Source organism: Novosphingobium sp. EMRT-2, from assembly GCF_005145025.1.
In the GTDB taxonomy this organism is placed as follows: Bacteria; Pseudomonadota; Alphaproteobacteria; order Sphingomonadales; family Sphingomonadaceae; genus Novosphingobium.
In genome coordinates this window covers 2,802,121-2,825,149 of the sequence record NZ_CP039695.1, presented here as the reverse complement: position 1 = coordinate 2,825,149, position 23,029 = coordinate 2,802,121, and the positions used below count along the sequence as shown (strand labels likewise).

The following is a 23,029-nucleotide window of genomic DNA, read 5'->3' as shown; positions in this document are numbered from 1 at the left end:
TCGCAATGACGATATCAGCGATCTAGAGAATATACTTCGACAGGTCCGCGTTGCCGGCAAGGCTTGCCAGCTTGTCCGCCACATAGGCCTCGTCGATCGTCACCGTCGAACCCACGCGCTCCTCGGCGTCGAAGCTGACTTCCTCCAGCAGCTTTTCCATCACCGTCTGAAGCCGCCGGGCGCCGATATTCTCGACGCTTTCGTTGACTTGCGCGGCGGTGCGGGCGATCGCGCGGATCGCATCAGGGGTGAAGTCCAACGTGACCTGCTCCGTGCCCAGCAGCGCGCGGTACTGCTCGACGAGATTGGCGCGCGTTTCCGACAGGATGCGCACGAAATCGTCCTCGCTCAGCGCCTTCAGCTCCACGCGGATCGGCAGGCGGCCCTGCAGTTCGGGCAGCATGTCGCTGGGCTTGGCCACATGGAACGCGCCGCTGGCGATGAACAGCACGTGGTCGGTCTTCATCGGGCCGTACTTGGTGGCGACGGTCGTGCCCTCGATCAGCGGCAGCAGATCGCGCTGCACGCCTTCGCGGCTGACCGAGCCGCCGCGCACGTCGCTGACCGCGATCTTGTCGATCTCGTCGAGGAAGACGATGCCGTTGGTTTCCGCGTTCTGCAGCGCGACGCGGGCCACGTCATCCTGGTCCATGCGCTTTTCGGACTCCTCGTCCACCAGCTTGTCCCAGGCATCGGCCACGCGCAGCTTGCGGCGCTTCATGCGCTGTCCACCGAAAGCCTTGCCCATCATGTCCGACAGGTTGATCATGCCGATGTTGCCGCCCATGCCCGGCAGTTCCATCGGCATCGACGGCGCGTCCTCCACCTCGATCTCGACCTCGACATCGTTCATCGAGCCATCCGCCAGACGCTGCCGGAAGCTTTCACGAGTCGCCTCGCTGGCTCCGTCGCCGACGAGCGCCTTGAGCAGGCGATCCATCGCCGCCTTGCTTGCCGCATCGCGCACCGCGTCGCGGCGGCGGTCCTTCTCCAGCCGGATCGCCTCTTCCGCCAGATCGCGCGCGATCTGTTCCACGTCGCGGCCGACATAGCCGACCTCGGTGAACTTGGTCGCCTCCACTTTCACGAACGGCGCATCGGCCAGCTTCGCCAGGCGGCGGCTGATCTCGGTCTTGCCGCAGCCGGTCGGCCCGATCATCAGGATGTTCTTGGGGCTGACCTCGTCACGCAGATCGGCCGAAAGGTGCTGGCGCCGCCAGCGGTTGCGCAGCGCCACGGCGACCGCGCGCTTGGCGTCCTGCTGCCCGACGATATGTTCGTCCAGCGCGCGCACGATAGCCTTGGGGGTAAGATTGTCTTTCATTCTGAAGCTCCCCCCTCCCGCTTGCGGGAGGGGATGGGGGTGGGTCTTTGGGGTGTAGCTCTGTGAACAGCCCACCCCCGGCCTCTCCCGCACGCGGGAGGGGGGATGATGCCTATATGGTTTCCACCGTCACGCGATCGTTGGTGAACACGCAGATGTCGGCGGCCACCTGCATCGCGCGGCGGGCGATGGTCTCGGCGTCGTCCTCGTAATCGGTGATCGCCCTGGCGGCGCTCAGCGCGTAGTTGCCGCCCGAGCCGATCGCGGCGATGACCGCGTCGTTCTTGGCCTCGGGCTCCAGCACGTCGCCATTGCCGGTCAGCACCAGCAGCGTCTCCGCGTCGGCCACGATCATCAGCGCTTCCAGATTGCGCAGGTACTTGTCGGTGCGCCAGTCCTTGGCGAGTTCCACCGCCGCGCGCATCAGCTGGCCGCGATGCTGTTCCAGCTTGCGCTCCAGCCGTTCGAACAGGGTGAAGGCATCGGCGGTCGCGCCGGCGAAACCGGCGATCACGTTGCCGTCGCCGATCCGACGGACCTTGCGGGCGTTCGGCTTCATCACCGTGTTGCCCATGGAAACCTGACCGTCGCCGGCGATCACCGTGCGCCCGTTCTTCTTCACCCCGATAATGGTGGTGCCGTGCCACTGGATCAGGCCGTGGCTCGCCCTGCTGTCGTCCATGACCGCGATATGGGGAATGCCCCTGAAGGTTCAAGCCGGCCGGAACCGACCGGAATCAGCTTCCGTTCGGACCGGACCCGCCCGGACGACCCGTCTGGCCGGTCGCTCCCGGCACGGCGCCGACCGCGCCGATATTGCCGAACAGATCCTCGAAGAAGCTGCGGTCGCGGCCCAGTGTCGGCGTCTTGTCGCGATCGGGATTGATCCGCACGACCTTTTCCATGCCGCCGCGTTCGACGCTGGCGACATTGCCCGCCGCGTCGAAGTTCACCTTCATGATGAACTCGGCATTGGTGCGCGGCCGGGTGAACGGCTTCTGCTTGGTGTCGATCGACACATAGTACCAGGTCGGCTTGCCGAACTGGCTCTTGAACGTCGGCTGCCCCAGCGCCTTTTCCACGGAAAGGCGGTTGTCCACGCCCGGCTGCACCGAATCGGTCAGCGCGGGATCGATCAGATAGCCGCGATGGTCGCGAATGCTCGAACATCCGCCGGCCAGCACCGCAAGCGTCACCGCCGCAACGCCCCGCACCATCAGCCGATTATCGCGCATTCCCGAACTCCGCTTCTCGATCCGGGCGCACGACCCGGCTATGGCAGGCATCCCGTTTGCCTTCGCGCCCGGGTTCCCTATATCGCGCAAGCCTTAGGGGCCAAACAGCGGAACCGCAATGGACAGCGCGATGCCACGTGACCACAGGCGATTTAATCGGTCCTGAACGAATCCCCCAAGCCGTGGGGGAAGGACCGTCAGGGGAAGGAAGTTCCGATGTCGTTTCTAGCCCGGCTGTTCGGCCCCGGCCGCGATGACCGCGCCGCCGTGCGGCCGCTGTGGCACGCCGTGGTCGCCGCCTCGCGCGGCAAGGCGTGGTATGCGGAATACGGGATCGCCGACACGCTGCCCGGCCGGTTCGACGCGATCACGCTGGTGCTGAGCCTGGTGCTGCTGCGCATGGAACGCGAACCGGCGCTCGTGGAACCTTCGGTGCGGCTGACCGAACTGTTCGTTGACGACATGGACGGGCAACTGCGCGAAAGCGGCGTGGGCGACATGGTCGTGGGCAAGCACATGGGGCGGCTGATGAGCACGCTGGGCGGACGGCTGGGCGCATATCGCGACGCGCTGGCGACGGCGGACGACCGCGCGCTGAACGAGGCGATCACGCGCAATGTCACGCTGGTCGACAGCACCGATCCGCAGGCGCTCGCCAGCCGGGTCCGCGCGCTTGCCGGCGCGCTGGACGCCGTCCCGGCCGACCGCCTGCTTGCCGGGGACCTTCCCGCATGACCGGCACCCCCGAACTGCACCGGATGATCGACATCCGCCAGATCACCGGCGCCCCCGTGGTAATCGAACCCGACGCGGACGAGCGCCGCCGCCTGGCGGGCCGCTTCGGCATCAGCGCGGTGGACGCGATGCGCGCGGAGATACGCCTTTCGGTCGAAGGCGAAACCGTGCTGGCGCGAGGCCGGCTGACCGCGTCCATCATCCAACCCTGCGCCATTTCGGGCGAGGATTTCCCGGTGGCGATCGACGAGCCGATCCTGCTCCGTTTCGTGCATCCCGGAGCGGACGGGTCGGCCGACGATGAAATCGAGATCACCGCGGACGATTGCGACGAGATCGAATACGAGGGGATGACGTTCGATCTGGGCGAGGCCGTGGCGCAAAGCCTCGGTCTGGCGATCGATCCTTTCGCGGAAGGCCCCGAAGCGGACGCCGCGCGCCAGAAGCACGGCCTTGCCGGAGAGGAAGCCTCCGGCCCCTTTGCCGCTTTGGCCGCGCTGAAGGCCGGAAAATCCGACAGCACAGATTGAGGACAGACCTGGTGACCGATCCCGCCGCCTCACCGCCCGCGATGGCGCGCCCCTCCGCTTCCCGCCCTTCCGGCCCCGGCGGCCATCGTGATCTGACCAAAGGTCCGATCCTGCGCACGCTGCTGCTGTTTTCCGCGCCGACGCTGGCCGCCAACATTCTCCAGTCGCTCAACGGATCGGTCAACTCGGTCTGGGTCGGCCGGCTGCTGGGCGAAAGCGCGCTGGCGGCAACGGCCAATGCCAACGTGGTGATGTTCCTGGTCTTCGCCGCGGTGTTCGGCTTCGGCATGGCGGCGACGGTCAAGGTCGGCCAAGCGTTCGGTGCGCGGAACATCGACGCGGCGCGGCGTACCTTCGGCACGGCGCTCGGGTTCTGCCTCGGGCTGTCGTTGTTCATCGCCACGGCGGGCTGGGTCTTCGCGCCCACGCTGCTGCACGCGATGGCCACGCCCGGCGAAACCTATTATTTCGCGCTGACCTATCTGCGCGTGATCTTCGTCGCCATGCCGGCCTCGATGATCACGGTCATGCTGGGCATGGGCCTGCGCGGATCGGGCGATGCGCAGACGCCGCTCAAGTTCATGATCCTGTCGGTGGTGCTAGACATCGCGCTGAACCCGCTGCTGATCGCGGGCATCGGCCCGTTTCCGCGCCTCGGCATCGCTGGAGCGGCCACGGCCACGGCCACGGCGTCCTACGTCTCGATGCTGGCCATGGTGACCTGGGTCTATGCCCGCGATCTGCCGCTGCGGCTGCGCGGTGCGGAACTCGCCTACCTGATCCCGCAACGGTCCGAACTGGGCTATATCGTGCGCAAGGGGCTGCCGATGGGCGCGCAGATGCTGCTGATCTCGGCCGCCGGGATCATCATGATCGGGCTGGTCAACCGCGAAGGCGTGCTGATCAGCGCGGCTTACGGCGCTTCGCTGCAACTGTGGACCTACCTGCAGATGCCGGCGATGGCGATTTCGGCGGCGGTCAGCGCCATGGCCGCGCAGGCCATCGGCGCCGGGCTGCTGCACCGGCTGGGGCAGATCACCCGTTCGGGCGTGCTGCTCAACTTCGCGATGACCGGGGCGATGACGGTGATCCTGCTGCTGTTCGATCGCGGTTCGCTGGAACTGTTCCTCGGCCCCAACAGCCCGGCGGTGGACGCCGCGCGGCACATCCAGTTCCTGGCGAGCTGGAGCTATGTGCTGTTCGGAGTCACCATCGTCCTGTTCGGCACGATGCGCGCCGGCGGTGTGGTGATCGCGCCGCTGATCGTGCTGGCCATCGCGATGTATCCGGGGCGCCTGGGCTTCTACTACCTGGCCTATCCCCGCATCGGGGCGGACGCGCTGTGGCTGGCCATGCCGTTCGGATCGGTCATCGCGACCTCGCTGGCGCTCTACGTGTACAGCCGCTCTGGCTGGCGCACGCGCAGCCGCGCAATTTCCGAACTGGAAGCGGAGGAGGAAACCTGCGCCGATGGCGATGCGGCGGGCCGGATGACGCCCACGCTGTAGGCGCTGTCGCGCGTCGCCGTTAGCGGCTTTGCGACCGCCAGCGCTGCACCGTGCGCTGCACGGCCATATCCTCGCCACCCGAACGCGCCCAGAGTTCCGAGAACGAAGGGTCGGCGGAAGCGGGACGCCGCGCCTCTTCGAGATCGTCGAAAGACAGCCGCACCGGGATCGAAACGCCTTCGCCGCAGATGATGCATTCGCGGTTGCGCAGCGCCGGGATGGCATCGAGGAAACCCCGCGCGCCTTCGGGCATGGCCGCGCGCACGAACGCCTGGTCGCGCTCGTTGTTGAGCCGCATCGAGATGATCGTGCCGCACTGCGACAGCACGCCTTCGGCCAGGTCGGACGGACGCTGCGTGATCAGCCCCAGCGAGACGCCATACTTTCGCCCTTCCTTGGCGATCCGCGACAGCACTTTCGCCGCCGACGAATTGCTCGCCACGCGTTCGTTGGGCACGTAGCGGTGCGCTTCCTCGCAGACCAGCAGGATCGGCTGCGTCTCTTCGTCACGCGACCATATCGCATAGTCGAACACCAGGCGGCTCAGCACCGCGACCACGGTCGAGGTGATTTCCGAGGGGATGCCCGAAACGTCGATGATGGTGATCGGCTTGCCGCTGGCCGGCAGGCGGAACACCTTGGACAGGAAGTCGACCATCGTATCGCCGACCAGCATCCCCGAGAACATGAACTGGTAGCGCGGATCGCCCTTGATCTCGTCGACCTTGGCCTTGATCCGCATGTAGGGGATCGCGCCATGGCCCTTGTCGAGCTTGCCCATCTCGTTCTGGAGCACCAGCAGCAGATCCGAGAGCAGATAGGGTATCGGCGAATCCACCGTGATCCGGCCGACCTGTTCGGCCAGGCGGTTCTTCATCCGCGCCTGCAACAGGCACTTGGCCAGAATGTCGGCATCCAGCTGCCGCTCAGCGCCCTGCGTGGTCAGGAACACCTCGCAATGTTCCTCGAAGTTCATCAGCCAGTACGGCATTTGCAGGTTCGTCACGTCCAGCAATTGCCCGGTGTGGCGGAAGGCCTGCGAATATTCGCCGTGCGGATCGATCATCACGATATGGCCGTCGGGCGCCATTTCGCAAATGCGGTGCAGGATCAGCGCCGCGCTGGTCGATTTGCCCGTACCGGTCGAACCCAGCAGCGCGAAATGCTTGCCCAGCAGGGCATCGATGTAAACGCCCGCGCGGATGTCGCGCGTGGGGAAGACGGTGCCGATAGCGATGCTGGACCGGCCATCGCTGGCATAGACCTGCCGCAAATCCGCACTGGTCGCCGGATAGACCAGCGCGCCCGGCACCGGGAAGCGCGTCACGCCGCGCCGGAAGCCGTAAAGCCGCCCGGTCAGGCGTTCCTCGTCGCCTTCGCCCAGGAAATCGATCTGCGCGATCACGCCGCCTTCGAACGCGGCATCCTGCCGCTGGTTGCGCACGGTCGCCAGAAGCCACGAATTGCCCACGCGGATTTTCACCGGACAGCCGACCTGGCCCGAAAGCGCGACGGAGGCGTCGTCATCGGCCATGCATTCTTTCAGCCGCGCCAGATCGATGCCGATCACGCCGCCCGATCCCGAAACATCGGCGACGAAGCCGATCGGCTTGCGCGCATTTTCGTGGCTATTCGTACCAAGATCGGCGGGTTGGGCGGGCGACCCGGATTCGAAACCCTGCATGCTCATTTCCGACATCACCCAATACCTCGAGCCGATCACGCGTGACTGTCGGGAGGTAAGCCAGCTCGGTTAAAATGAGCCTAATGAAGGAGATGGCGCGGTTGTGAGGCGCGGCGAGTACGCGCTAGACCAGCGCGAACAGGCGGCCGGCGATCCAGCCCATCGCCACCGACACCAGCACCGCGAACAGGCCATATAGCAGGCCGTTGCGCTGGGCGTTGACCGCCACGAACCGCTCGAACCCCTCCTTGGTCACCTCGACCCGGGTGATGGCCGAAGCCACCACCTTGCCATCGCGCACCGCGAAGGTTTCGGCGGTGTAGGTGCCGGTCAGCACGCTCGACGGCAGGGCGATGCGGGCCTGGTACAGCACCTGCCCGCTGATCTTCACCGCGCCTTCGTCCTGCCGATACAGGCCCTGCCGCTGCATCAGGTCCGCCAGCCCGGCGGAAAAACGCTTCTGCTCGGCCGGGTCGATCACCCCGATCGGCGAAAGCTGCAGCCACTTGAGCCCCAGTTCGTAGATCGCCGCCGTCTTGTCGTCCACGATCCGCGCAATCGGGCGCGACGAGGCGATCGCGTAATAGCTGGGGGCGGAGCGGAACTCGGTGCTGGCGGCGTTGATCCACATGCCGGCGACCTTCTGCTTCTCGCGCAGAACGATCGAACGGACCGGCCCTTCCAGCACCACGATGATATCGTAATCCTGCGCCGCGCGTGTGCCTTCCGGGCTCAGGATCGCGCCGAACAGCAGCAGGTCGGCCCCGGTAAAGCCCTGCCGCACCTGCACTTCGTGCTGCGAGATTTCCGGCACGAGGATGGGATCGCGCGCGCCGCCGAGCAGCAACAGGCACAGGACCAGCAGGGCGGAGCGCAGCGCGGTCACAACGGGATCACCGTGTAGATTTCGTCCGGCCGGTAGCCGAGCCCCAGCGCCATCCGCAGCGCCACGCCCAGCACGATCACCGCCAGGATCAGACGAAGCTGTTCGGGCTTGGCCTTCTGCGCGAACTGCGCGCCGATCTGCGCGCCCGACACCGATCCGACGAGCAGCAGCACCGCCAGCACGATATCGACGGCGCGCGTGGTCAGGGCGTGCATCATCGTTGTCGCCATGGTCACGAACAGGATCTGGAACAACGAGGTGCCGACCACCACGCCCACACTCATGCCCAGGATGTAAAGCATCGCGGGCACGAGGATGAACCCGCCACCGATCCCCATCAGCATGGTGAGAATGCCCGTGGCCATGCCGAGCAGCAGCGGGGCCAGCGGCGAGATGTACAGGCCCGAGCGGTAGAAGCGCCAGCGCCACGGCAGGCTGGCCACCAGCGGATGGTGCCGCCGCTTGCGCGCGGGGAGCGCGATACCAGCCTTCTGCGCGCGCAACGCGGTGATGCTTTCATGCGCCATCAGTCCGCCGATGCCGCCCAGCAGCAGCACGTAGAGGATGTTGATGACGGTATCGATCTGCCCCAGCGCCTGGAGCAGACGGAACAGCAGCGCGCCCAGCCCGGTGCCGATCACGCCCCCGGCCACCAGCACCGCGCCCATCTGGTAGTCGATGCCGCCGCGCCGCGCGTGCGCGAAAGCCCCCGAAACGCTGGCGCCGGTCACCTGGCTGGCGGCCGAAGCGGCGGCAACCGTGGGTGGCACGCCATAGAAGATCAGCAAGGGTGTGGTCAGGAAACCGCCGCCCACCCCGAACATGCCGGAAAGCAGGCCCGTCAGCGCGCCCAGCGCGACGATGACCAGACCATTGACCGATAGGTTGGCGATCGGAAGATAGACGTGCATTGCCGTCACGGCGTAGCGCAGCGCGATCGGCTTGGGAACGGCGGGCGCGCCTCTTTCCGAACAGTTTTCAGCCGTGTTCGATCAGAATCCCGTGGCCAGGGTCAGCGCCGGTCCCGATCCCGGCGCCGCTTGGCCTGCCACGCGGAAGCGCCAGTCGGCGGAAAGGCGCAGGGGAAACCGGCCGCGCTGCACCACAAGGCCGGCGCGCGGACCAAGGTCGAGCCGGACCGCGCCCTTCTGCCCCCCGCTCCACACTCCGCCGCCGGCGCGCAGATCGATCCCCCGCGCCAGCGGAACCAGGGTGCGGTCCACCACCGCCTGCGCGTCGAAGAAGGGTGTGGCCCCCGCACCGCCGACCCATCCCGCCTGTGCGTAGATATCGCTTCTCAAGCCCAGCGGAAGGCTGATCGGAGGCAGTTCGGTCACGGCCGCGATCGACGGTCGCAGCCGGGTGGCAAAGCCCCCCTGCTGCAATCTGCCCTCCACCAGCAGGGAAACCGGCATGGTCGGGACAGGGCGTGCCGAAAGACCCAGCGCCAGTTGCCGATCGTCCACGTCGGACCGCACCGCCCCCGTCGCGCGAAGATAGGCCGTCAGCCGATGCCGTTCCTGCGGCATGATGCGATAGCGCAGAACGCCGCCGGCCTGACTGCCGCCATAGGCGGGCAGGCCGGCGGCAAGTGCTGTCCCGCTGCTGCCACGGCGCAGGAGGAACCATGCATCGCCGGACCAGCGCGCGTGGGGCGCGGGCGCGTCAGGCTCCGCATAGGCAGCCGGCAGAGGATCAGCCTGCGGCGAAACGGCCGGGTCTGGCGGGACGCTATCGCGTGCTTGCGATGGCCCGCCGGGCGGCAAGGACCATGCCCAACCGCCCGCTCGGGCGTGCTCTGCAAAGGCAGCATCGGCCGCACCAGCCATCTGCTGGCCGATCGGCCGCGGCCGCGCTACCAAGTCCCGCAGGGAAGCCATCCCACCGGACGGCCACAGCCACATCGACACCAGCGGAACCGACATCGGCGCCGGCGTCGCAACGGCCACTGCCGCTGGAACCATCGGCGCCCCCTGCCCCGGCAACGCCCGCGTTTCGGGAGAAGGCAAGGCCAGCGCCATGGAGCGCAGCGCAACCCAGCCGGCCAGCACCAGGGCCAGCGACACCACCGGCGATCCTCTCCGCCGCGATCCGGTTTCGACGCCCACAGCTGCGACGCCTGCGCCTGCCGGAGCCATCGTCATATCCGGGTTGCCAGCGCGGGATGGTCATGATGGCTGGTGTGATCCCACGCCGTCTGACCGTGCCGGAGCGAGGCCAGATAGGCCATCAGCGCCCGCCGCCCAGCCATGATCGCGATCACGTTGGAGACCGGCGCTCTCAACACCGCCCTCACGCCTTCGGCCAGATCGTATTCGCGCGCCGTGAAAATACCGCGCAACAGCAGGCGCCAGCCGAGCAGGAACGCGTTCACGCCGATCAGCCAGTGCAAGAAGTCGCCCAGCGGCACGGGTTCATAGTAACCCAGAACCCACCCGACCATCAGGACCGGCGTCAACCCGAGCAGCACATAGGCCGCGAGCAGCACCAGCGCGTCCAGCGGCCCGCGCCGATCGCGCAACCGCATCCACAGTTCGGCCGGCCGCAGCCGCCAGCCCAGGCGGTCCCACCCCTGGAACGCAATTCCATGCAGCCAGCGCGTCTTCTGGCGCACGGCCTGGTCCAGCCGCGCGGGAAAGAATTCGCGCGTGGCGACAAGTTGCCCGCGCGAATCCCGAACCCGCAGGAAGCGCGAGCGTCCACCTTCCTCCCCGATCAGCAAGCCGCATTCATAGTCTTCGGTCAGGCATTCAGGCGCGAAGGGGTGGCTCGCGCCGCGCCGCGCCGCCACGGTTTCCAGCGCCGCGCGGGAAAACGCGCACCCCACGCCGGCCGCCGGCAGCCCCGCGCCCAGCCAGTCGCGCACGACCATGACCTTGCCGTGCGCCTCGGCGAATTCATCGCAGTAATGCCCTCCGATCCAGCGCGATGTGCGCTGCGGCTCCGGCCTTACGGGCAACTGGACGAAGTCCGCCTCGTCCAGCGCGCTATCGAGCAGCGACAGCGCCGCCGGGTGTACCATGTCCTCGGCGTCGTGCAGGATCACGCTGCGCACGCGGAAGCCGCCGCGCCGCTCGTCCTCGCACATGGCTTCGTAAAGCCGGTTGAGACAGTCGGCCTTGGTGGTGGGGCCATCGCGATCGTGCACGACGATCCGCAGGCGATCATCCCGGGTGGAGGCGATCGCGGCGGCCAGCGTTGCCGGATCGTTGCGATAGCATCCCACGTAGAAGCGCATTTCCGCATGGGGCCAAGCATCCAGACTGTGCCGGATCATCGTTCCCACGACGTCCTGCTCGCGCCAAGCCGGAACCAGCACCGCGGCGATGCCGCGCAAGGGCTGATCCGCCCGGCCTTCCAGCCTTTCCGTGCGGGCGCGGCCCGAGAGACGCAGCCAGAACCACAGCATGTCTATGCCAAGATCGTCGGCCGCACCGATGACGAACCACACCGCCGCGAACAGCAGCAATTCACGCTCGACAAGCCCGAGCGCGTACAGCGTTGCTTCCATCGGCATCCATCCCCCGCCTGCTGCATGGGCCAATGCGAAAATGCGGAACAATATCGCTATGCAGAGGTCAGACTATGGCCACATAGCCCTGCTGACAATGCATCCGAACCGGACGAATGCCTCGGATTTGGCGGAAATGCGGGACTTTTCGAGAGGTGGTGACGTGGCGCCGGATACCGGGCCGCCGGTTTGCAACACACTGAAATGATGCATGAACTGGAAGAATCAGCAACCTTTTATCGACAAAGTCGATCATCGTTAGGCGCATTTCCCGTGAAACAAACGGCCTTGGGAAGCGTATAGGGAGGCCATCATCATCCAACCGCAGGAAAGGATCTCCCATGCCGGGCGACAATGCGAAAAAAGCGCTGATCGACAGCCTGAACGGCCTTCTTGCCGATTACTTCACGCTCTATCTCAAGACCAAGAACTTCCACTGGCACGTCTCCGGCCCGCACTTCCGCGATCTGCACCTGCTGTTCGACGAACAGTCCGCGGAAATCTTCGCGCTGACCGACATCATCGCCGAGCGGGTGCGCAAGAACGGCGGGGCCACGCTGACCTCGATCGGCGCGATCGCCGGCAAGGCCTCGATCAAGGATGACGACCGCGCCAAGGTCGACGCCATGGCCATGGTCAAGACGCTCCGCGACGACAACGCCAAGCTGGTCGAAGCGATCCGGGGCGTGAAGGATGCGGCCACCGAAGCCGGCGACAACGCGACCGAGGGCATGGCCGACGACTGGACGGACCAGGCCGAACGCCGCGTCTGGTTCCTGACCGAAGTGCTCGCCTGAAGCGGGCGCTCAGAACGTTCCGCCGGTCCGGAAGCCGATGCCGCCGGGCCGGGCGGAAAAGCCCTGATCCACCAGAGGGCCGCTGATCTCCACGGGCAAGCCTGCGAGCGAGAGGTCGGCGGTCCACGAACCGGTGCCCGCCACCTTGAGCAGCAAATGGGCCATGCCGCCACTATCGGCCATCGGCACGACCAGTGCGCCATCCTGGCAGCGTGCCTTGCCCGTAAGCAGTAGCGGCCTGGGCATCAGCGCGCTCACCGGCGCCAGCGTCACCGTCAGCGTGCCAGATGCGGACCGGCACCGCCCCTTGGCGAAATCGACCGCGAACTGATCGAAGCCGATCGTGCTGGCTGGCAATTGGCCGAGGCCTTCGGGCAAGGGCAGGGACCCGGTGGCATCGGCCAAACGCAGCCCGCCCGCGCCGCATCCGATCCGCGCGCGCAAGGGCGCTTGCCCGGTCCCCGCTGGCCGTTCAAGCCACGTCTCCGCCCGGCCGATCAGCAGCGGCAAGGGGCGCAAACCCGCATCGACGGTCCCCACCGGCACCGGGCCAATCCGCAGGTCATAGGCCCGGCCCCACCATACCGGCCCGTCGACATAGCGCGCCGACAAGGCGCCGCCGGCCCACCCCAGCACGATCCGCAACGGCATCAGAGCAACCAGCGCCGCCAGAAACACCGCCGCCAGCGCCGGCACCGCGCGGCGGGGCATCCCCGATGCCATATCCTGCCCTCTCATGTGCCGCTCCGGCGCAGCGTGGCGTTTACCGCAACCGATCCGTCCGGCGCCGGCGTCATCGTCAGCGTATCGACGATCACGCCCATGCCAGCCAGCGCATCAAGCCAGGCCAACACCGGCCCCGGTCTCGCCGAAGCGATGACGATCGCGGTCATGTCGCCGCCACGCGGCTGGTTGGATTGCAGCACGAAGCCCGCCTGTTCGGCGCTGGCCGCGACCACCTGCTCGACCGACCCGGCCGCTGCGCGCGAGGCCGGGCCAGCGGGGCGCTCATCCAGCAGCCGCAGCGCCGCCATCAGCCGCTCAGTGCGCTGCACCGACGCCACATGGCGCGCATCGGTGGCGTCGAAGGCACGCCCCACGGGCAGCACGATGCCGTAGATCAGCACGATCAGGCCAGCGAGCGCGCCGGCGATCGTCACGAGCGTCCGTTCGCGCGCGGTCAGCGCCGCATACCATGCCCGCACCCGCGCGATCATGGCGCCCGCACCGTGATGGCAACCACCGCCGCCCCGGTCGGATCCGACGCCAGCGACGGCGGTACGGTGACTTTCCAGCCCGCGTTCTGCAAGGCGATCAGCACGGCGTTGACATCCTCCGCGCGGGGCGCCGCCGCCGTGAACCGCAGCGTGCCATCCGCGCTGTAGCCCAGATCGCGCAGCCGGATCGACGGCACCGGCTGCATCGCGGCCAGCACCGCCGCCATCGGCGCGGTGAAGTTCGCCGCCCCCTGCCCGCGCTTGGCCATATCCGCGGCAATCAGCCGCTCCGCGCTATCCAGATCGCTCGCGGCCGGGAACCGGCGTTGCGCCAGCGCCAGTGTGTCCCGCTCGCGCGTCGACGCTGCGAGTTCCCACTTGGCGATCCACACCAGCATCAGCACCAGAACCAGCAGCGCCGCGACCGCCGCCATGCGCGCCAACTGGCCCCATTGCATCCCATCGAGGAAACCCGGCGCGCGCGGCGCATAAGCGCCCTGCCGCAGGTTCAACGGCGGCGAACCATGGATGGCCAGCAAGCGCGCTTCGAGCGTTTCGGCATCGAGCGCCACGGTTCCTCCGGCATCGGCAAGAAGCCCGGTCAAGGCGGGTTCGCCCGCAAACGCCGCTTCGGGCGTGCGCGCCAGCGGCTCGTCGCCCAGTTCCGCCACCACCATTCCGGCATCGGGGCGCGGCAGCACCAGCGCGGCCGGAACCAGCGCCGCTGCATCGAGCCGCGCTTCCGCCAAGTCCGCCAGCCAGCGGTCCATGTCGTCCGCACCGACCGTCACGCACAGCAGGCGGCCTTCCGCTGCCGCGGCGGCGGCATGGCGGCGCGCGGAACCGATCCCCCGCGCTTCGGCTTCCAGCCGGGCGGCGGCGATCGCCTGCGCCGGCGGCATGTCGGGCATCGGTTGATCGCGCACCGGCGCCAGCGCGGCCGGCACCAGCGCCGTCACCAGGCCGCCTTCCTCCAGCCTGCCCCACGGCGCGGCTTCGGCATCGGGCAGGAACGACCGTTCGCGGCCAAGGCAGCCCTGTTCCACGCGCCACCAGCGCCAGCCGCCGTCGGACCGGGCCGGCAGCAACACGATCAGGCCGTCAGGCAAGCCGTGAGGCGCTGGAAAGGCGCTTGCCGCAGCCATCGCGGATCAGTTCTTCCCCGCATAGATATCGGCGTTCAGATCGCTGCCGCCGGGCTGCCCGTCCGCGCCCAGCGAGAAGATCTCGAACGGCTTGCCATCGCGCCCCGGCACCTGGAACTGATAGGGATGTCCCCACGGATCGTCGGGCAGGTCCTTCACATAGCCGCCGCTGCGGTAGTTCTGCGGCAGCGCGAGATTGGCCGGCGGGGTCTTCAGCGCGGCCAGCCCTTCGCCCTGCCCCGGATAAGTGCCCATGTCGAGCCGGTACATCTCCATCGCCTGATCCAGCGTGGCGATGTCGCTCTGCGCCTTGACCACGCGCGCCTTGTCCGTGCTGGGCAGGACATTGATCAGCACCACCGTCGCCAGCAGGCCGATGATGAACAGCACCACCATCAGTTCCACGAGCGAGAAGCCGTTGGGCGCGGGCAAGCTGCGTTGGTTTCGCATCGTTCCTAAAGTCCGGTCAGGTTTTGAAGCTGCAGGATCGGCAGCAGGATCGCAAGAATGATGAGCGCAACCAGCGCGCCCATGACCACGATGATCGCGGGTTCCAGCAGGGCCATGGCGGCGCTGGTGAAGCTTTCGAACTCGCGTTCGAGATATTCCGCCGCGCGCTCCAGCATGGGGCCAAGCTGCCCGGCCGCTTCCCCGCTCGCCGCCAGATAGACCAGCAGCGGCGGGAACGTCTCCGCCTCGCGCAGCGCGGTGGACAGCGAACCGCCCGCGCGGACCTTTTCGGTGATCGCTTCCAGCGCCTGCCGGTGGACGGTATTGCGCACCGTGCGCGTGGCCAGCTTCAGGCCATCGACCAGCGGCAGCTTGGCCTCGATCATCGTCGCCAGCGTGCGCGCGAGGCCCGCCGCGTGCACGTCGCGCAGCAGCCGGCCGACGAACGGCAAGCGCAGCAGCAGGCTGTCGCAGCGATAGCGGAACGTCGGCCGCCGCAGCGCGCGGACGAAACCGAACGTCGCCAGCGCCGCCACGATCAGCAGCGCCCACCACCACTGCGCCAGGAACTGCGAAACCGCGATGACCACGCGCGTCAGCAGGGGCAGTTGCCGGCTGGCGTTATCGAACTGTTCGACCACGCGCGGCACCACCGAGATCATCAGCCCGGTCACCACCAGCAGCGCGACCAGCGACAGCACCACGGGATAGGCCAGCGCCGCCACGATTCTCCCCCGCACTTGCGCCTGCCGCTCCAGCAAGTCGGCCAGCCGGTTGGCGATGGCGGGCAGCGTGCCGGAGTTTTCCCCCGCAGCGACCATGGCGCGATAGACCGGCGGGAAGCTCGGTTCCTCGCGCCGCATGGCTTCCGCCAGCGGCAACCCTTCCACCACGCCGGCGTGGACGCTGGACAGGATCGCGCGAGCGCGCGGCTTCTCGGTCTGCCGCGCGATCGTGCGCAGCGCTTCCTCCAGCGGGCTGACCGTCATCAGCGAGGCGATCTGGCGCGTGAACAGCGCCAGTTGCTTGGCCGTCAGACGCGGCGCGAACAGGGCGATGCCGCTGGTCGAAATCGCCGCACGGCGGGCCGATGCCGCGGCGTCCGGCCCGATCCGCACCACGTGCCAGGATCGCGCGGCCAGCTTCTCCAGCGCCTGCCGTTCGCCCGCCGCTTCGATCGCGCCGCGCCGCTCGTGGCCCTTTTGGTCGATGGCGAGATAAGTGAAACGCGGCATCACCCGTCCTCGCGCCGCATGATCCGCGCCGCTTCTTCGGGACTGGTCACGCCGTCGCGCACCAGGCGGCGCACCGCCTTGGCCAGACGCGGCGAATCCGCGAAGGCGTGCCGCGCGATCGCCGCTTCATCGGCGTTGTCGTGGATCATGCGGCGGATCGTATCGTCCACCCGCAGCGCCTCGAACACGCCGATCCGGCCCACGTAGCCGGTCTGCGCGCATTCCCCGCAGCCGCGCGCGAAATAGACGGTGCGGCCCGGCTTTACCCCGATCAGCGCGTGGAGCGCCGCGTCGCTTTCGTGCGGCTCGCGGCAATGCGGGCACAGCCGCCGCACCAGCCGCTGCGCGATCACCGCGCGCAGCGTGGACGCGAGCAGGAACGGCTCCACGCCCATGTCGCGCATCCGCGTGATCGCGCCGGCGGCATCGTTGGTGTGGACGGTGGACAGCACGAGATGCCCGGTCAGCGAAGCCTGCACCGCGATGTCCGCCGTCTCGCGATCGCGGATTTCGCCGACCATCACCACGTCCGGGTCCTGCCGCAGAATGGCGCGCAGACCGGCGGCGAAGGTAAGCCCCACGCGCGCGTTGACCTGCGTCTGCCCCACGCCGTCCACGGCGTATTCCACAGGGTCTTCCACCGTCAGGATATTGCGCGCGCCATCGTTGAGCAGGCGCAGCGCGGCATAGAGCGTGGTGGTCTTGCCCGATCCGGTGGGGCCGGTGACCAGCACGATGCCGTTGGGTTCGGCCAGCGCGCGGCGCAGCACTTCTTCCGCCCGCTCGTCGAGACCCAGATGGACCATATCCAGTCCGGCGTTCTCCTTGTCGAGCAGGCGCAGCACCACGCGTTCGCCCACGCGGCTGGGCAGCGTGGACACGCGCACGTCGACCAGCTTGCCACCCAGGCTCAGGCTGATACGCCCGTCCTGCGGCACGCGGCGTTCGGCGATGTCGAGCCTCGCCATGACCTTGATGCGGCTGACCAGCACCGGCGCGACATGCGGCGGCATCCGCAGCTTTTCCGCGAGCACGCCGTCCACGCGCATCCGCACGACCAGCGCCTGTTCATAAGGTTCGACGTGGATGTCGGACACACCCTGGCGCAGCCCTTCGGCGATCAGGCCGTTGATCAGCCGGATCGCGGGGGCATCGTCCGCGCTGTCGAGCAGGTCTTCCGCCGTGGGCAGGCCGAGCGCCAGCGGATCGAGCCCCTCGCCACCGATGCCCATGTCGCCCGCCACCGCCGCCGCGCCGTCCATGGCATAGCGTTCGGCCAGCAGCTTCTCGTAGTCCGGCGGCGCGACCTTGCGCAGCGATACCGGCCGGCGCAGCGCGCGGCGCAGGTCGAGCAACACGAACGGGTCCGCGCCTTCGCGCATCGCCAGCGCGACGCCCTCCGCGTCCTCGCGCTCCACCAGATAGCCCGCGTCACGCGCGAAGCCATAGGGCAGCGCCGGCGGCGGGTTCGGGCTGGCGGGAACGGGCGGCTGGTCCATGGCTCAGGGCCGGGCGGGTGGCGCCGCGTCAGCGGGTGGCAATTCGCCCGCCGCCTTCGGCGCGATCACGGTATCCCCCGGCGCCACCGCGACCGCCTTGCCCGGCGCGACCGGCGCCGTCGCGCCGAGGTAATCCTCCACCAGATCGTCGATGCCCGGTTCGCGCCCCGGCTCGAACGCGCGCTGCGCGTTGCGCACCACGCCATAGCGCCGCGCGGTCAGTTCCTGCCTGTCGTTGGCGTTGCGCATGATCGTGGGACGGATGAAGACCATCAGGTTGGTCTTCACATGGCTGCGCCCGCGCGACTTGAACAGTTCGCCCAGCACCGGCACGTCGCCCAGCAGCGGCACCTTCTGCAAGGTGCGCTGCTCGTTGTCGTCGAGCAGCCCGCCGAGCGCCACGATCTCGCGGTCGCCCACGGTCACCGTGGTCTTGATCTCGCGCTTGTTGACGATGATGTCGTCCGACCGGCTGGAAACCGTGCCCGCGATCGAGCTGACTTCCTGCCGCAGGTCCAGCCGCACCTGGTCGCCCGCGTTGATCTGCGGCGTCACGTCCAGCTCGATGCCCACGTTCTGGCGCGAGATGGTGCGGAAAGTGTTGTTGAAGTTGGCGGAGGACAGCGCCTCGCCCGTCGCCACCGGGATTTCCTTGCCGAACAGGATCGAGGCCGGGACGTTGTTGTTGGTGGTGATGTGCGGCGTGGAGAGGATGTTGGAATTCTTGTCGGTCGCCACCGCGTTGATCAGCGCGCCCAGATAGGTGTTGTTGCCCAGCTGGGTGAGAAAGCCCGAATAGCCGCCGGACGCCGCCAGGATCTTGCTCGCCGCGTTCTGCTTGAGCAGGTCGCCCGCCGTGCTGTTGGTCGTGGTGGTGACGGTCGATCCGTTGACCACGGTGGTCGTCTGGTCGAGCTTGTTGGCCAGCAACCCGCCGGCGACATCGATGATGTTGGGCGAGGAATTACCAAAATTGGTGACGGCGAACGGCTTGTCCTTGCCGCCGAACAGGAACTGCACGCCCAGCTCGCGCGCAACGTCGTTGGAAATCTCGACGATGATCGCTTCCACCAGCACCTGTTCCTGCGGAATGTCGAGCTGGCGGACGAGTTCGGTCAGGCGGCGCTGGTCGTCGGCCGGCGCGGCGATGATGATCGCGTTGGCGCCGGGATAGCGCGTGATCGTGGCCGTGCCGCGCCCGTTGGCGAGCTTGATCGCGCCGCTGCCGAGCCCGCCGGTGGTCGCCCCGGTGGGGTTCACGCTGGCCTTGCTGCCCGATCCCGCTCCCACCCCCGCCGCCGCGCCGGCCGCGGGGGTGGTGCCGCCCAGCGCGCCCGCATTCGAGGCCTGGCTGCTGCCAACACCGCCCAGCGAAACCGGGGCCTGCGATCCCGAGGCCACTTCCGTACCGCCCTGGCCGCCCACCAGCCGTTCCAGCACCGGCACCAGCACCGCCGCATCGGCATAATCGAGCCACAGCACCTTGATCTCGCCGCCCGTCGCCGCCTTGGCATCGAGCTGGCGCGCCATCGCCGCCAGCCGCGCCAGCGTATCGCGCTCTCCGCGCATCAGCACGGCGTTGGCGCTGTCCACCGCGACCACCGTGGCCAGCGCGCGGCCGCCCTCGCCGCCCGCCGGGATAAGCTGGGTCAGCGCCGTCGCGATCTCGCGCGCGCCGGCGTGTTCCAGCAGGATCGTCTGGGTGGAGGCATTGTCTCGGTCGATCTGCGCCACCAGCGCGCGGATGCGCGCCATGTTGTCGGCATAGTCGACGATCACCAGCGAATTGCCCGACTTGTTGGCGGTGATCGCGCCTTCCTTGCTGACCAGCGGGCGCAGCGTTTCCACCGCCTGCGTCGCGTCGATCGCGCGCAGGCGCACGATCTCGGTAATCATCTGGTTGCGCGCCGCGCCCTTGCTGCCGATGCGCGTGGGCTGGCTGGCCGCGCCTTCGGACGGCTGCACCCGGAACGCGCCGTTGCCGGTCGGCACCGCCACCAGCCCGTTGGCGCGCAGGGTGGACAGGAACACCTCGAAATATTCGGAGCGCGACAGCGGCCGTTCCGATACGACGCTGACTTTCCCCTGCACGCGCGCATCGACGATGAACGTGCGGCCGGTCACTTCCGCCGCGTCGGCCACGAAGGCGCGGATGTCCGCCTCGCGCACGTTCAGCGTGTATTGCGCCATGGCCGCCTGCGGCACCGCAAGCGCCAGCATCGCGGCCGCGGCAAGCAGGGACCGGAAACGGGGGGATCGGAGAGAGGAGGATCGGAGCTTCATGGTGCCAATGTTATCGCCAGCGGAAGTTGGCGATCACCGCGACGCACGGTGACCGAAACGGAAGCGCCAGGGCGCAGCGCGCCGGCCAGCATCGCGCCATCGCCGGCGCCGGTAACCGGCTTGCCGTCCACGGCGGTCACGACATCGCCGGGCTGGAACCCGGCGCTGCGAAACGCGGAACCGTCGGCCGTGGGCAGCACTTCCAGCCCGACGATGCGCCCGCTTTCCGCGCGCGGGCCGAAGCTGATCCCGCGCCGCGCCGCATCGACGGTAAGGGCGCCCGCCCCTCCCGCCGGAGCGTTGCCGGCAACCCCGCCAGGCGAGGGAACGGGGTTGGCCGCGACCAGCCCCCGCGCGCTCGGCGCCTTGCCAGACTGGTCGATATAGAGCAGTTCCTTGGCGCCATTGCGCATCAGCACGACGTGATTGAAGGCCACTTCGGCCAGGGTGACGCCGGGCGTCACCTCGTCGCCCGCGCGATAGACCTGCTGCACGCCGTCCTCGCCAGCGATGATCGCGCTGCCCCCGCCACCGGGCAAGCCACGCGTTCCGAATAGCACCAGCGTCAGCGAGGTCACCGTGCCGCCCGCCTGTGAGCCCGGCGCCGCCATGGCGGGGCCGCGATTGAAGGGATCGACCGCGGCATAGAGCGTCTTGCGCAACGGTGTGGGCAGCACCTTGGCGCTGTCCGGTCGCCAATCGCCCAGCGGAGATACCGGCGTGACGATCGCCCAGACGATCGCCGCCAGGAGCACGGCGATGGCCATCGCGAGCAGCCACCACACTGTGCGCTGCAACCCCGCCCCGATGCTCCAAAGCCCGCCGTTTTCCGCCACGAATCGCACCCCCGTGCGTCTCCACCCTGACCCCGCAGAGCACGGATGTGCCCGGTCGCGCCCACGTTGTCCACCAACGCCGGCCCACGCCATGATACACGTCACACACCCGGCGCATTCGGCCGGCCGGTATCGGGACTCACACCGGCCGGCCTGGCGGCGGCTCGGCACCCGGCGGATCGGCAGATGGCGGGTCGAACGGAGGACTATCGTCGAACGGGCTGTCGAGACGGTTGCACGCCTCGAGCGGTCCGCCCAGAATGCCCTCCAGCGCATCGTCCGCGCGGGAGGCGGCGATGCGGTCGGATATGTCGCGCGACGCCCGGTTGAAGTCGGCGAAGGCGCCATCCTCGCCCGTGGCGGACAGGCTTACCGCCTGGCCCAGCCAGGCTTCCGCGATCTGCTGGAAATCATCGGCCTGCGCCTGCTCCTCCTCTGTCGGCGAACCGGACTGGAGAATGCCGGCGGCGACGGCATTCGCAGCGGCGCAGCCGATCGCCTCGTCATAGCGCGCCGGCTGCGCCAGCGCCGTCCCCGGCCCCGTTGCCATCAACACAACGGCCAGCGGCAAGCGCCATGGCCGGCCCGCTGGCCGTAGGAGCATCTTCCGGATCGTACGCCATCGCGTGTTCCGGACGCCGAAAGCGATCCACGATCCCATGTCCAAACCCCCGTGATCGCAATCGATCGCCCCACCCTTGCCACTACGGCCCCATCGGGCGCAAGACGGGCGCATGCCCCCCTTCCTGCCCGCTTCGCTCCACCGGCTGGCCCTGCGCGGCGCCCATGCGGCCCGGCTGCGCCTATGGGGAGCGCTGCGCCTGGAAGTGCGCGGCTGCAACGTGCTGGCGTTCGATCGCGATGGACGGCTCCTGCTGGTGCGCCACAGCTACCAGCAACCAGACCTGTGGATGCTGCCGGGCGGCGGTCTTGCGCGTGGCGAGGATGCGGCGGCCGCGGCCATGCGTGAACTGGCCGAGGAAACCGGATGCCGCCTCGTTCAGGCTGTCTGGTTCGGTTCCGACCGCGTCGCCATGCCCGGCGGGTGGCGCAACCGCGTCGAAATGGTGACCGGCCACACCCACGACACGCCCAAGGCAGACGGGCTGGAAATCGAGGAAGCGCGCTTCTTCGCGCTCGACGCCCTTCCCGCCAGCATCAGCGCGGCGGTCCATCGCCGGGTCGCGCTCTGGCGCGCATGGCGCGCGGAAAACGAAGGCGGTCAGGTCGCATGCTAACCCGCCGCTCGATCCGCTCCCGGCCGCGCGCCCGTCATCCGGCGATAGAAGCGCGAGAAATACGAAGGATCGTCGAACCCCAGTTCCGCCGCCACCTGCACCGCGCTGGCGTTGGTGTAGCGCAGCAGGCGCCGGGCCTCCAGCGCGAGCCGCCGGTGGACGACTTCCATGGGCGAACAAGCGAGACCGGCGGCGGTCAACCGCGACAGCGTGCGTCGCGTCATCCCCAGCGCGCCGGCATAGAAATCGAGCGGCCGGTGTTCGCGATAGTGCAGTTCCACCAGTTGCCGGAAGCGGTGCAGCCGCCGGTCCGCCAGCGTCCCTGCCTGCCCAACGCCATCCGCCCGGGTCAGCGTCCGCACCAGCGCTTCCGCCAGCGCCAGGAACAGCGGATCGTGCTCGCGCCATTCGCGCTGTAGTTCCAGCATCTCCTCCGCCAGCCAGAAGGCCCGCGTGGCCGGCCGCGCTTCCATCGTGCCGGCGCCGCCCTGCGCCAGCGCCACGAGCAGGACGTCCGCCTGCCCCGTGGCGCGCGCGGCGAAATCGGTCGACAGCGTCAGGACATAGCCTGACGTGCCCTGCCGGAAGCGGAACCCGTGGACCATGCGCGGCGGCGCGATCACCCGGCACGGCCCGTCCAGCGACCGTTCGACGCCGTCCAGCGTCAGCAGCACATGCCCATCGCGCACCAGCAGCACCTGCACGAAATCGTCATGGCGATGCGGCGCGATTTCCCAATCATGCAACGCGCTGCGTTCCGCGATCGTCTCGATGTGCGCGAAGCCCCCGGCAACGTGCGCACCCGTCTCGCCGTAAAGCGCGTAGGTGGGGATGAGCGCAGGGTCCGGCATGTCCCGATAATACCATTTCTTTGTCCGCCCTCTCCCTTTCCTCCCGGCCGGGTTTTGTCAACCTT

23 protein-coding genes are annotated in these 23,029 nt (G+C 68.3%); 5 read left to right on the top strand and 18 right to left on the bottom strand.

The genetic code is table 11. The features are described from left to right. Nucleotides 1–22 precede the first annotated feature (22 nt). From hslU to FA702_RS13835, 3 genes are all read right to left on the bottom strand, one after another. Entirely contained in the window at nt 23–1,324 is a 1,302-nt protein-coding gene (gene hslU, locus FA702_RS13845) for an ATP-dependent protease ATPase subunit HslU (RefSeq protein WP_136956604.1), read from the bottom strand. 112 nt (nt 1,325–1,436) lie between these two features. Continuing rightward, nucleotides 1,437–2,006 (bottom strand): ATP-dependent protease subunit HslV, encoded by a 570-nt coding sequence (gene hslV / locus FA702_RS13840; RefSeq protein WP_125953935.1) that lies wholly within the window; start codon nt 2,004–2,006, stop codon nt 1,437–1,439. A 55-nt stretch (nt 2,007–2,061) separates the two neighbouring features. Next, entirely contained in the window at nt 2,062–2,559 is a 498-nt protein-coding gene (locus tag FA702_RS13835; RefSeq protein ID WP_136956603.1) for an outer membrane protein assembly factor BamE, read from the bottom strand. 216 nt (nt 2,560–2,775) lie between these two features. On the opposite strand from FA702_RS13835, the gene FA702_RS13830 reads away from it, so the two are divergent. Genes FA702_RS13830 through FA702_RS13820 form a run of 3 tightly spaced genes read left to right on the top strand, consistent with a single transcriptional unit; the run spans nt 2,776 to nt 5,332 of the window. Further along, nucleotides 2,776–3,294, top strand: coding sequence for a ubiquinol-cytochrome C chaperone family protein (locus FA702_RS13830; RefSeq protein ID WP_136956602.1), 519 nt, complete (start codon nt 2,776–2,778; stop codon nt 3,292–3,294). Continuing rightward, nucleotides 3,291–3,824 carry a DUF177 domain-containing protein gene (locus tag FA702_RS13825; RefSeq protein ID WP_136956601.1) on the top strand — a complete coding sequence of 178 codons (534 nt, stop codon included), beginning with the start codon at nt 3,291–3,293 and terminating at the stop codon, nt 3,822–3,824. The genes FA702_RS13830 and FA702_RS13825 overlap by 4 nt, the downstream gene beginning before the upstream one ends. A gap of 41 nt (nt 3,825–3,865) precedes the next feature. After that, on the top strand, nt 3,866–5,332 hold the full coding sequence (locus tag FA702_RS13820; RefSeq protein ID WP_136957420.1) for an MATE family efflux transporter: 1,467 nt from the start codon (nt 3,866–3,868) through the stop codon (nt 5,330–5,332). A 19-nt stretch (nt 5,333–5,351) separates the two neighbouring features. On the opposite strand, the gene FA702_RS13815 is transcribed toward FA702_RS13820, so the two are convergent. From FA702_RS13815 to FA702_RS13795, 5 genes are all read right to left on the bottom strand, one after another. Further along, a complete protein-coding gene (locus tag FA702_RS13815; protein ID WP_255504578.1) occupies nt 5,352–7,016 on the bottom strand; it encodes an ATP-binding protein in 1,665 nt (554 codons plus the stop codon). Nucleotides 7,017–7,140: 124 nt separating this feature from the next. Next, nucleotides 7,141–7,902, bottom strand: coding sequence for a TIGR02186 family protein (locus FA702_RS13810; RefSeq protein WP_136956599.1), 762 nt, complete (start codon nt 7,900–7,902; stop codon nt 7,141–7,143). Continuing rightward, nucleotides 7,899–8,813 (bottom strand): sulfite exporter TauE/SafE family protein, encoded by a 915-nt coding sequence (locus tag FA702_RS13805; protein ID WP_136957419.1) that lies wholly within the window; start codon nt 8,811–8,813, stop codon nt 7,899–7,901. The genes FA702_RS13810 and FA702_RS13805 overlap by 4 nt, the downstream gene beginning before the upstream one ends. Nucleotides 8,814–8,894: 81 nt before the next feature. Next, complete coding sequence (locus FA702_RS13800) at nt 8,895–10,040, bottom strand: hypothetical protein (protein WP_136956598.1); 1,146 nt, start codon at nt 10,038–10,040, stop codon at nt 8,895–8,897. A gap of 2 nt (nt 10,041–10,042) precedes the next feature. After that, the gene (locus FA702_RS13795; protein WP_370385474.1) at nt 10,043–11,413 is read right to left on the bottom strand and encodes a glycosyl transferase family protein; all 1,371 of its coding nucleotides are present in this window, start codon (nt 11,411–11,413) and stop codon (nt 10,043–10,045) included. A 341-nt stretch (nt 11,414–11,754) separates the two neighbouring features. Between FA702_RS13795 and FA702_RS13790 the strand changes: the two genes are divergently transcribed. Continuing rightward, nucleotides 11,755–12,210, top strand: a complete 456-nt coding sequence (locus FA702_RS13790; protein ID WP_136956596.1) for a Dps family protein — start codon at nt 11,755–11,757, stop codon at nt 12,208–12,210. Between the two features lie 9 nt (nt 12,211–12,219). Here FA702_RS13790 and gspN read toward each other — a convergent pair whose 3' ends face one another. From gspN to FA702_RS22805, 9 genes are all read right to left on the bottom strand, one after another. Beyond that, nucleotides 12,220–12,948 (bottom strand): type II secretion system protein N, encoded by a 729-nt coding sequence (gene gspN / locus FA702_RS13785; protein ID WP_136956595.1) that lies wholly within the window; start codon nt 12,946–12,948, stop codon nt 12,220–12,222. Next, the gene (gspM, locus tag FA702_RS13780) at nt 12,945–13,427 is read right to left on the bottom strand and encodes a type II secretion system protein GspM (protein ID WP_136956594.1); all 483 of its coding nucleotides are present in this window, start codon (nt 13,425–13,427) and stop codon (nt 12,945–12,947) included. The genes gspN and gspM overlap by 4 nt, the downstream gene beginning before the upstream one ends. Continuing rightward, nucleotides 13,424–14,572, bottom strand: a complete 1,149-nt coding sequence (gene gspL, locus FA702_RS13775; protein WP_136956593.1) for a type II secretion system protein GspL — start codon at nt 14,570–14,572, stop codon at nt 13,424–13,426. Before gspL ends, gspM begins: the two co-directional genes overlap by 4 nt. 6 nt (nt 14,573–14,578) lie before the next feature. Beyond that, on the bottom strand, nt 14,579–15,022 hold the full coding sequence (gene gspG, locus FA702_RS13770; RefSeq protein ID WP_136956592.1) for a type II secretion system major pseudopilin GspG: 444 nt from the start codon (nt 15,020–15,022) through the stop codon (nt 14,579–14,581). 5 nt (nt 15,023–15,027) lie between these two features. Next, on the bottom strand, nt 15,028–16,257 hold the full coding sequence (gene gspF / locus FA702_RS13765) for a type II secretion system inner membrane protein GspF (RefSeq protein WP_136956591.1): 1,230 nt from the start codon (nt 16,255–16,257) through the stop codon (nt 15,028–15,030). After that, nucleotides 16,257–17,756: a type II secretion system ATPase GspE gene (gspE, locus tag FA702_RS13760; protein WP_136956590.1), complete on the bottom strand. Its 1,500-nt coding sequence runs from the start codon at nt 17,754–17,756 to the stop codon at nt 16,257–16,259. The genes gspF and gspE overlap by 1 nt, the downstream gene beginning before the upstream one ends. Before the next feature lie 3 nt (nt 17,757–17,759). After that, nucleotides 17,760–19,976: a type II secretion system secretin GspD gene (gspD, locus tag FA702_RS13755; protein WP_255504577.1), complete on the bottom strand. Its 2,217-nt coding sequence runs from the start codon at nt 19,974–19,976 to the stop codon at nt 17,760–17,762. A 59-nt stretch (nt 19,977–20,035) separates the two neighbouring features. Continuing rightward, nucleotides 20,036–20,875 (bottom strand): type II secretion system protein N, encoded by an 840-nt coding sequence (locus tag FA702_RS13750; protein ID WP_168196067.1) that lies wholly within the window; start codon nt 20,873–20,875, stop codon nt 20,036–20,038. Nucleotides 20,876–21,014: 139 nt separating this feature from the next. Then, nucleotides 21,015–21,446, bottom strand: coding sequence for a hypothetical protein (locus tag FA702_RS22805; RefSeq protein ID WP_168196066.1), 432 nt, complete (start codon nt 21,444–21,446; stop codon nt 21,015–21,017). 163 nt (nt 21,447–21,609) lie between these two features. Between FA702_RS22805 and FA702_RS13745 the strand changes: the two genes are divergently transcribed. After that, complete coding sequence (locus FA702_RS13745; RefSeq protein WP_136956587.1) at nt 21,610–22,113, top strand: NUDIX domain-containing protein; 504 nt, start codon at nt 21,610–21,612, stop codon at nt 22,111–22,113. On the opposite strand, the gene FA702_RS13740 is transcribed toward FA702_RS13745, so the two are convergent. Continuing rightward, on the bottom strand, nt 22,110–22,964 hold the full coding sequence (locus FA702_RS13740; protein WP_136956586.1) for a helix-turn-helix domain-containing protein: 855 nt from the start codon (nt 22,962–22,964) through the stop codon (nt 22,110–22,112). The two genes, FA702_RS13745 and FA702_RS13740, sit on opposite strands and share 4 nt — an antisense overlap. Nucleotides 22,965–23,029 lie beyond the last annotated feature (65 nt).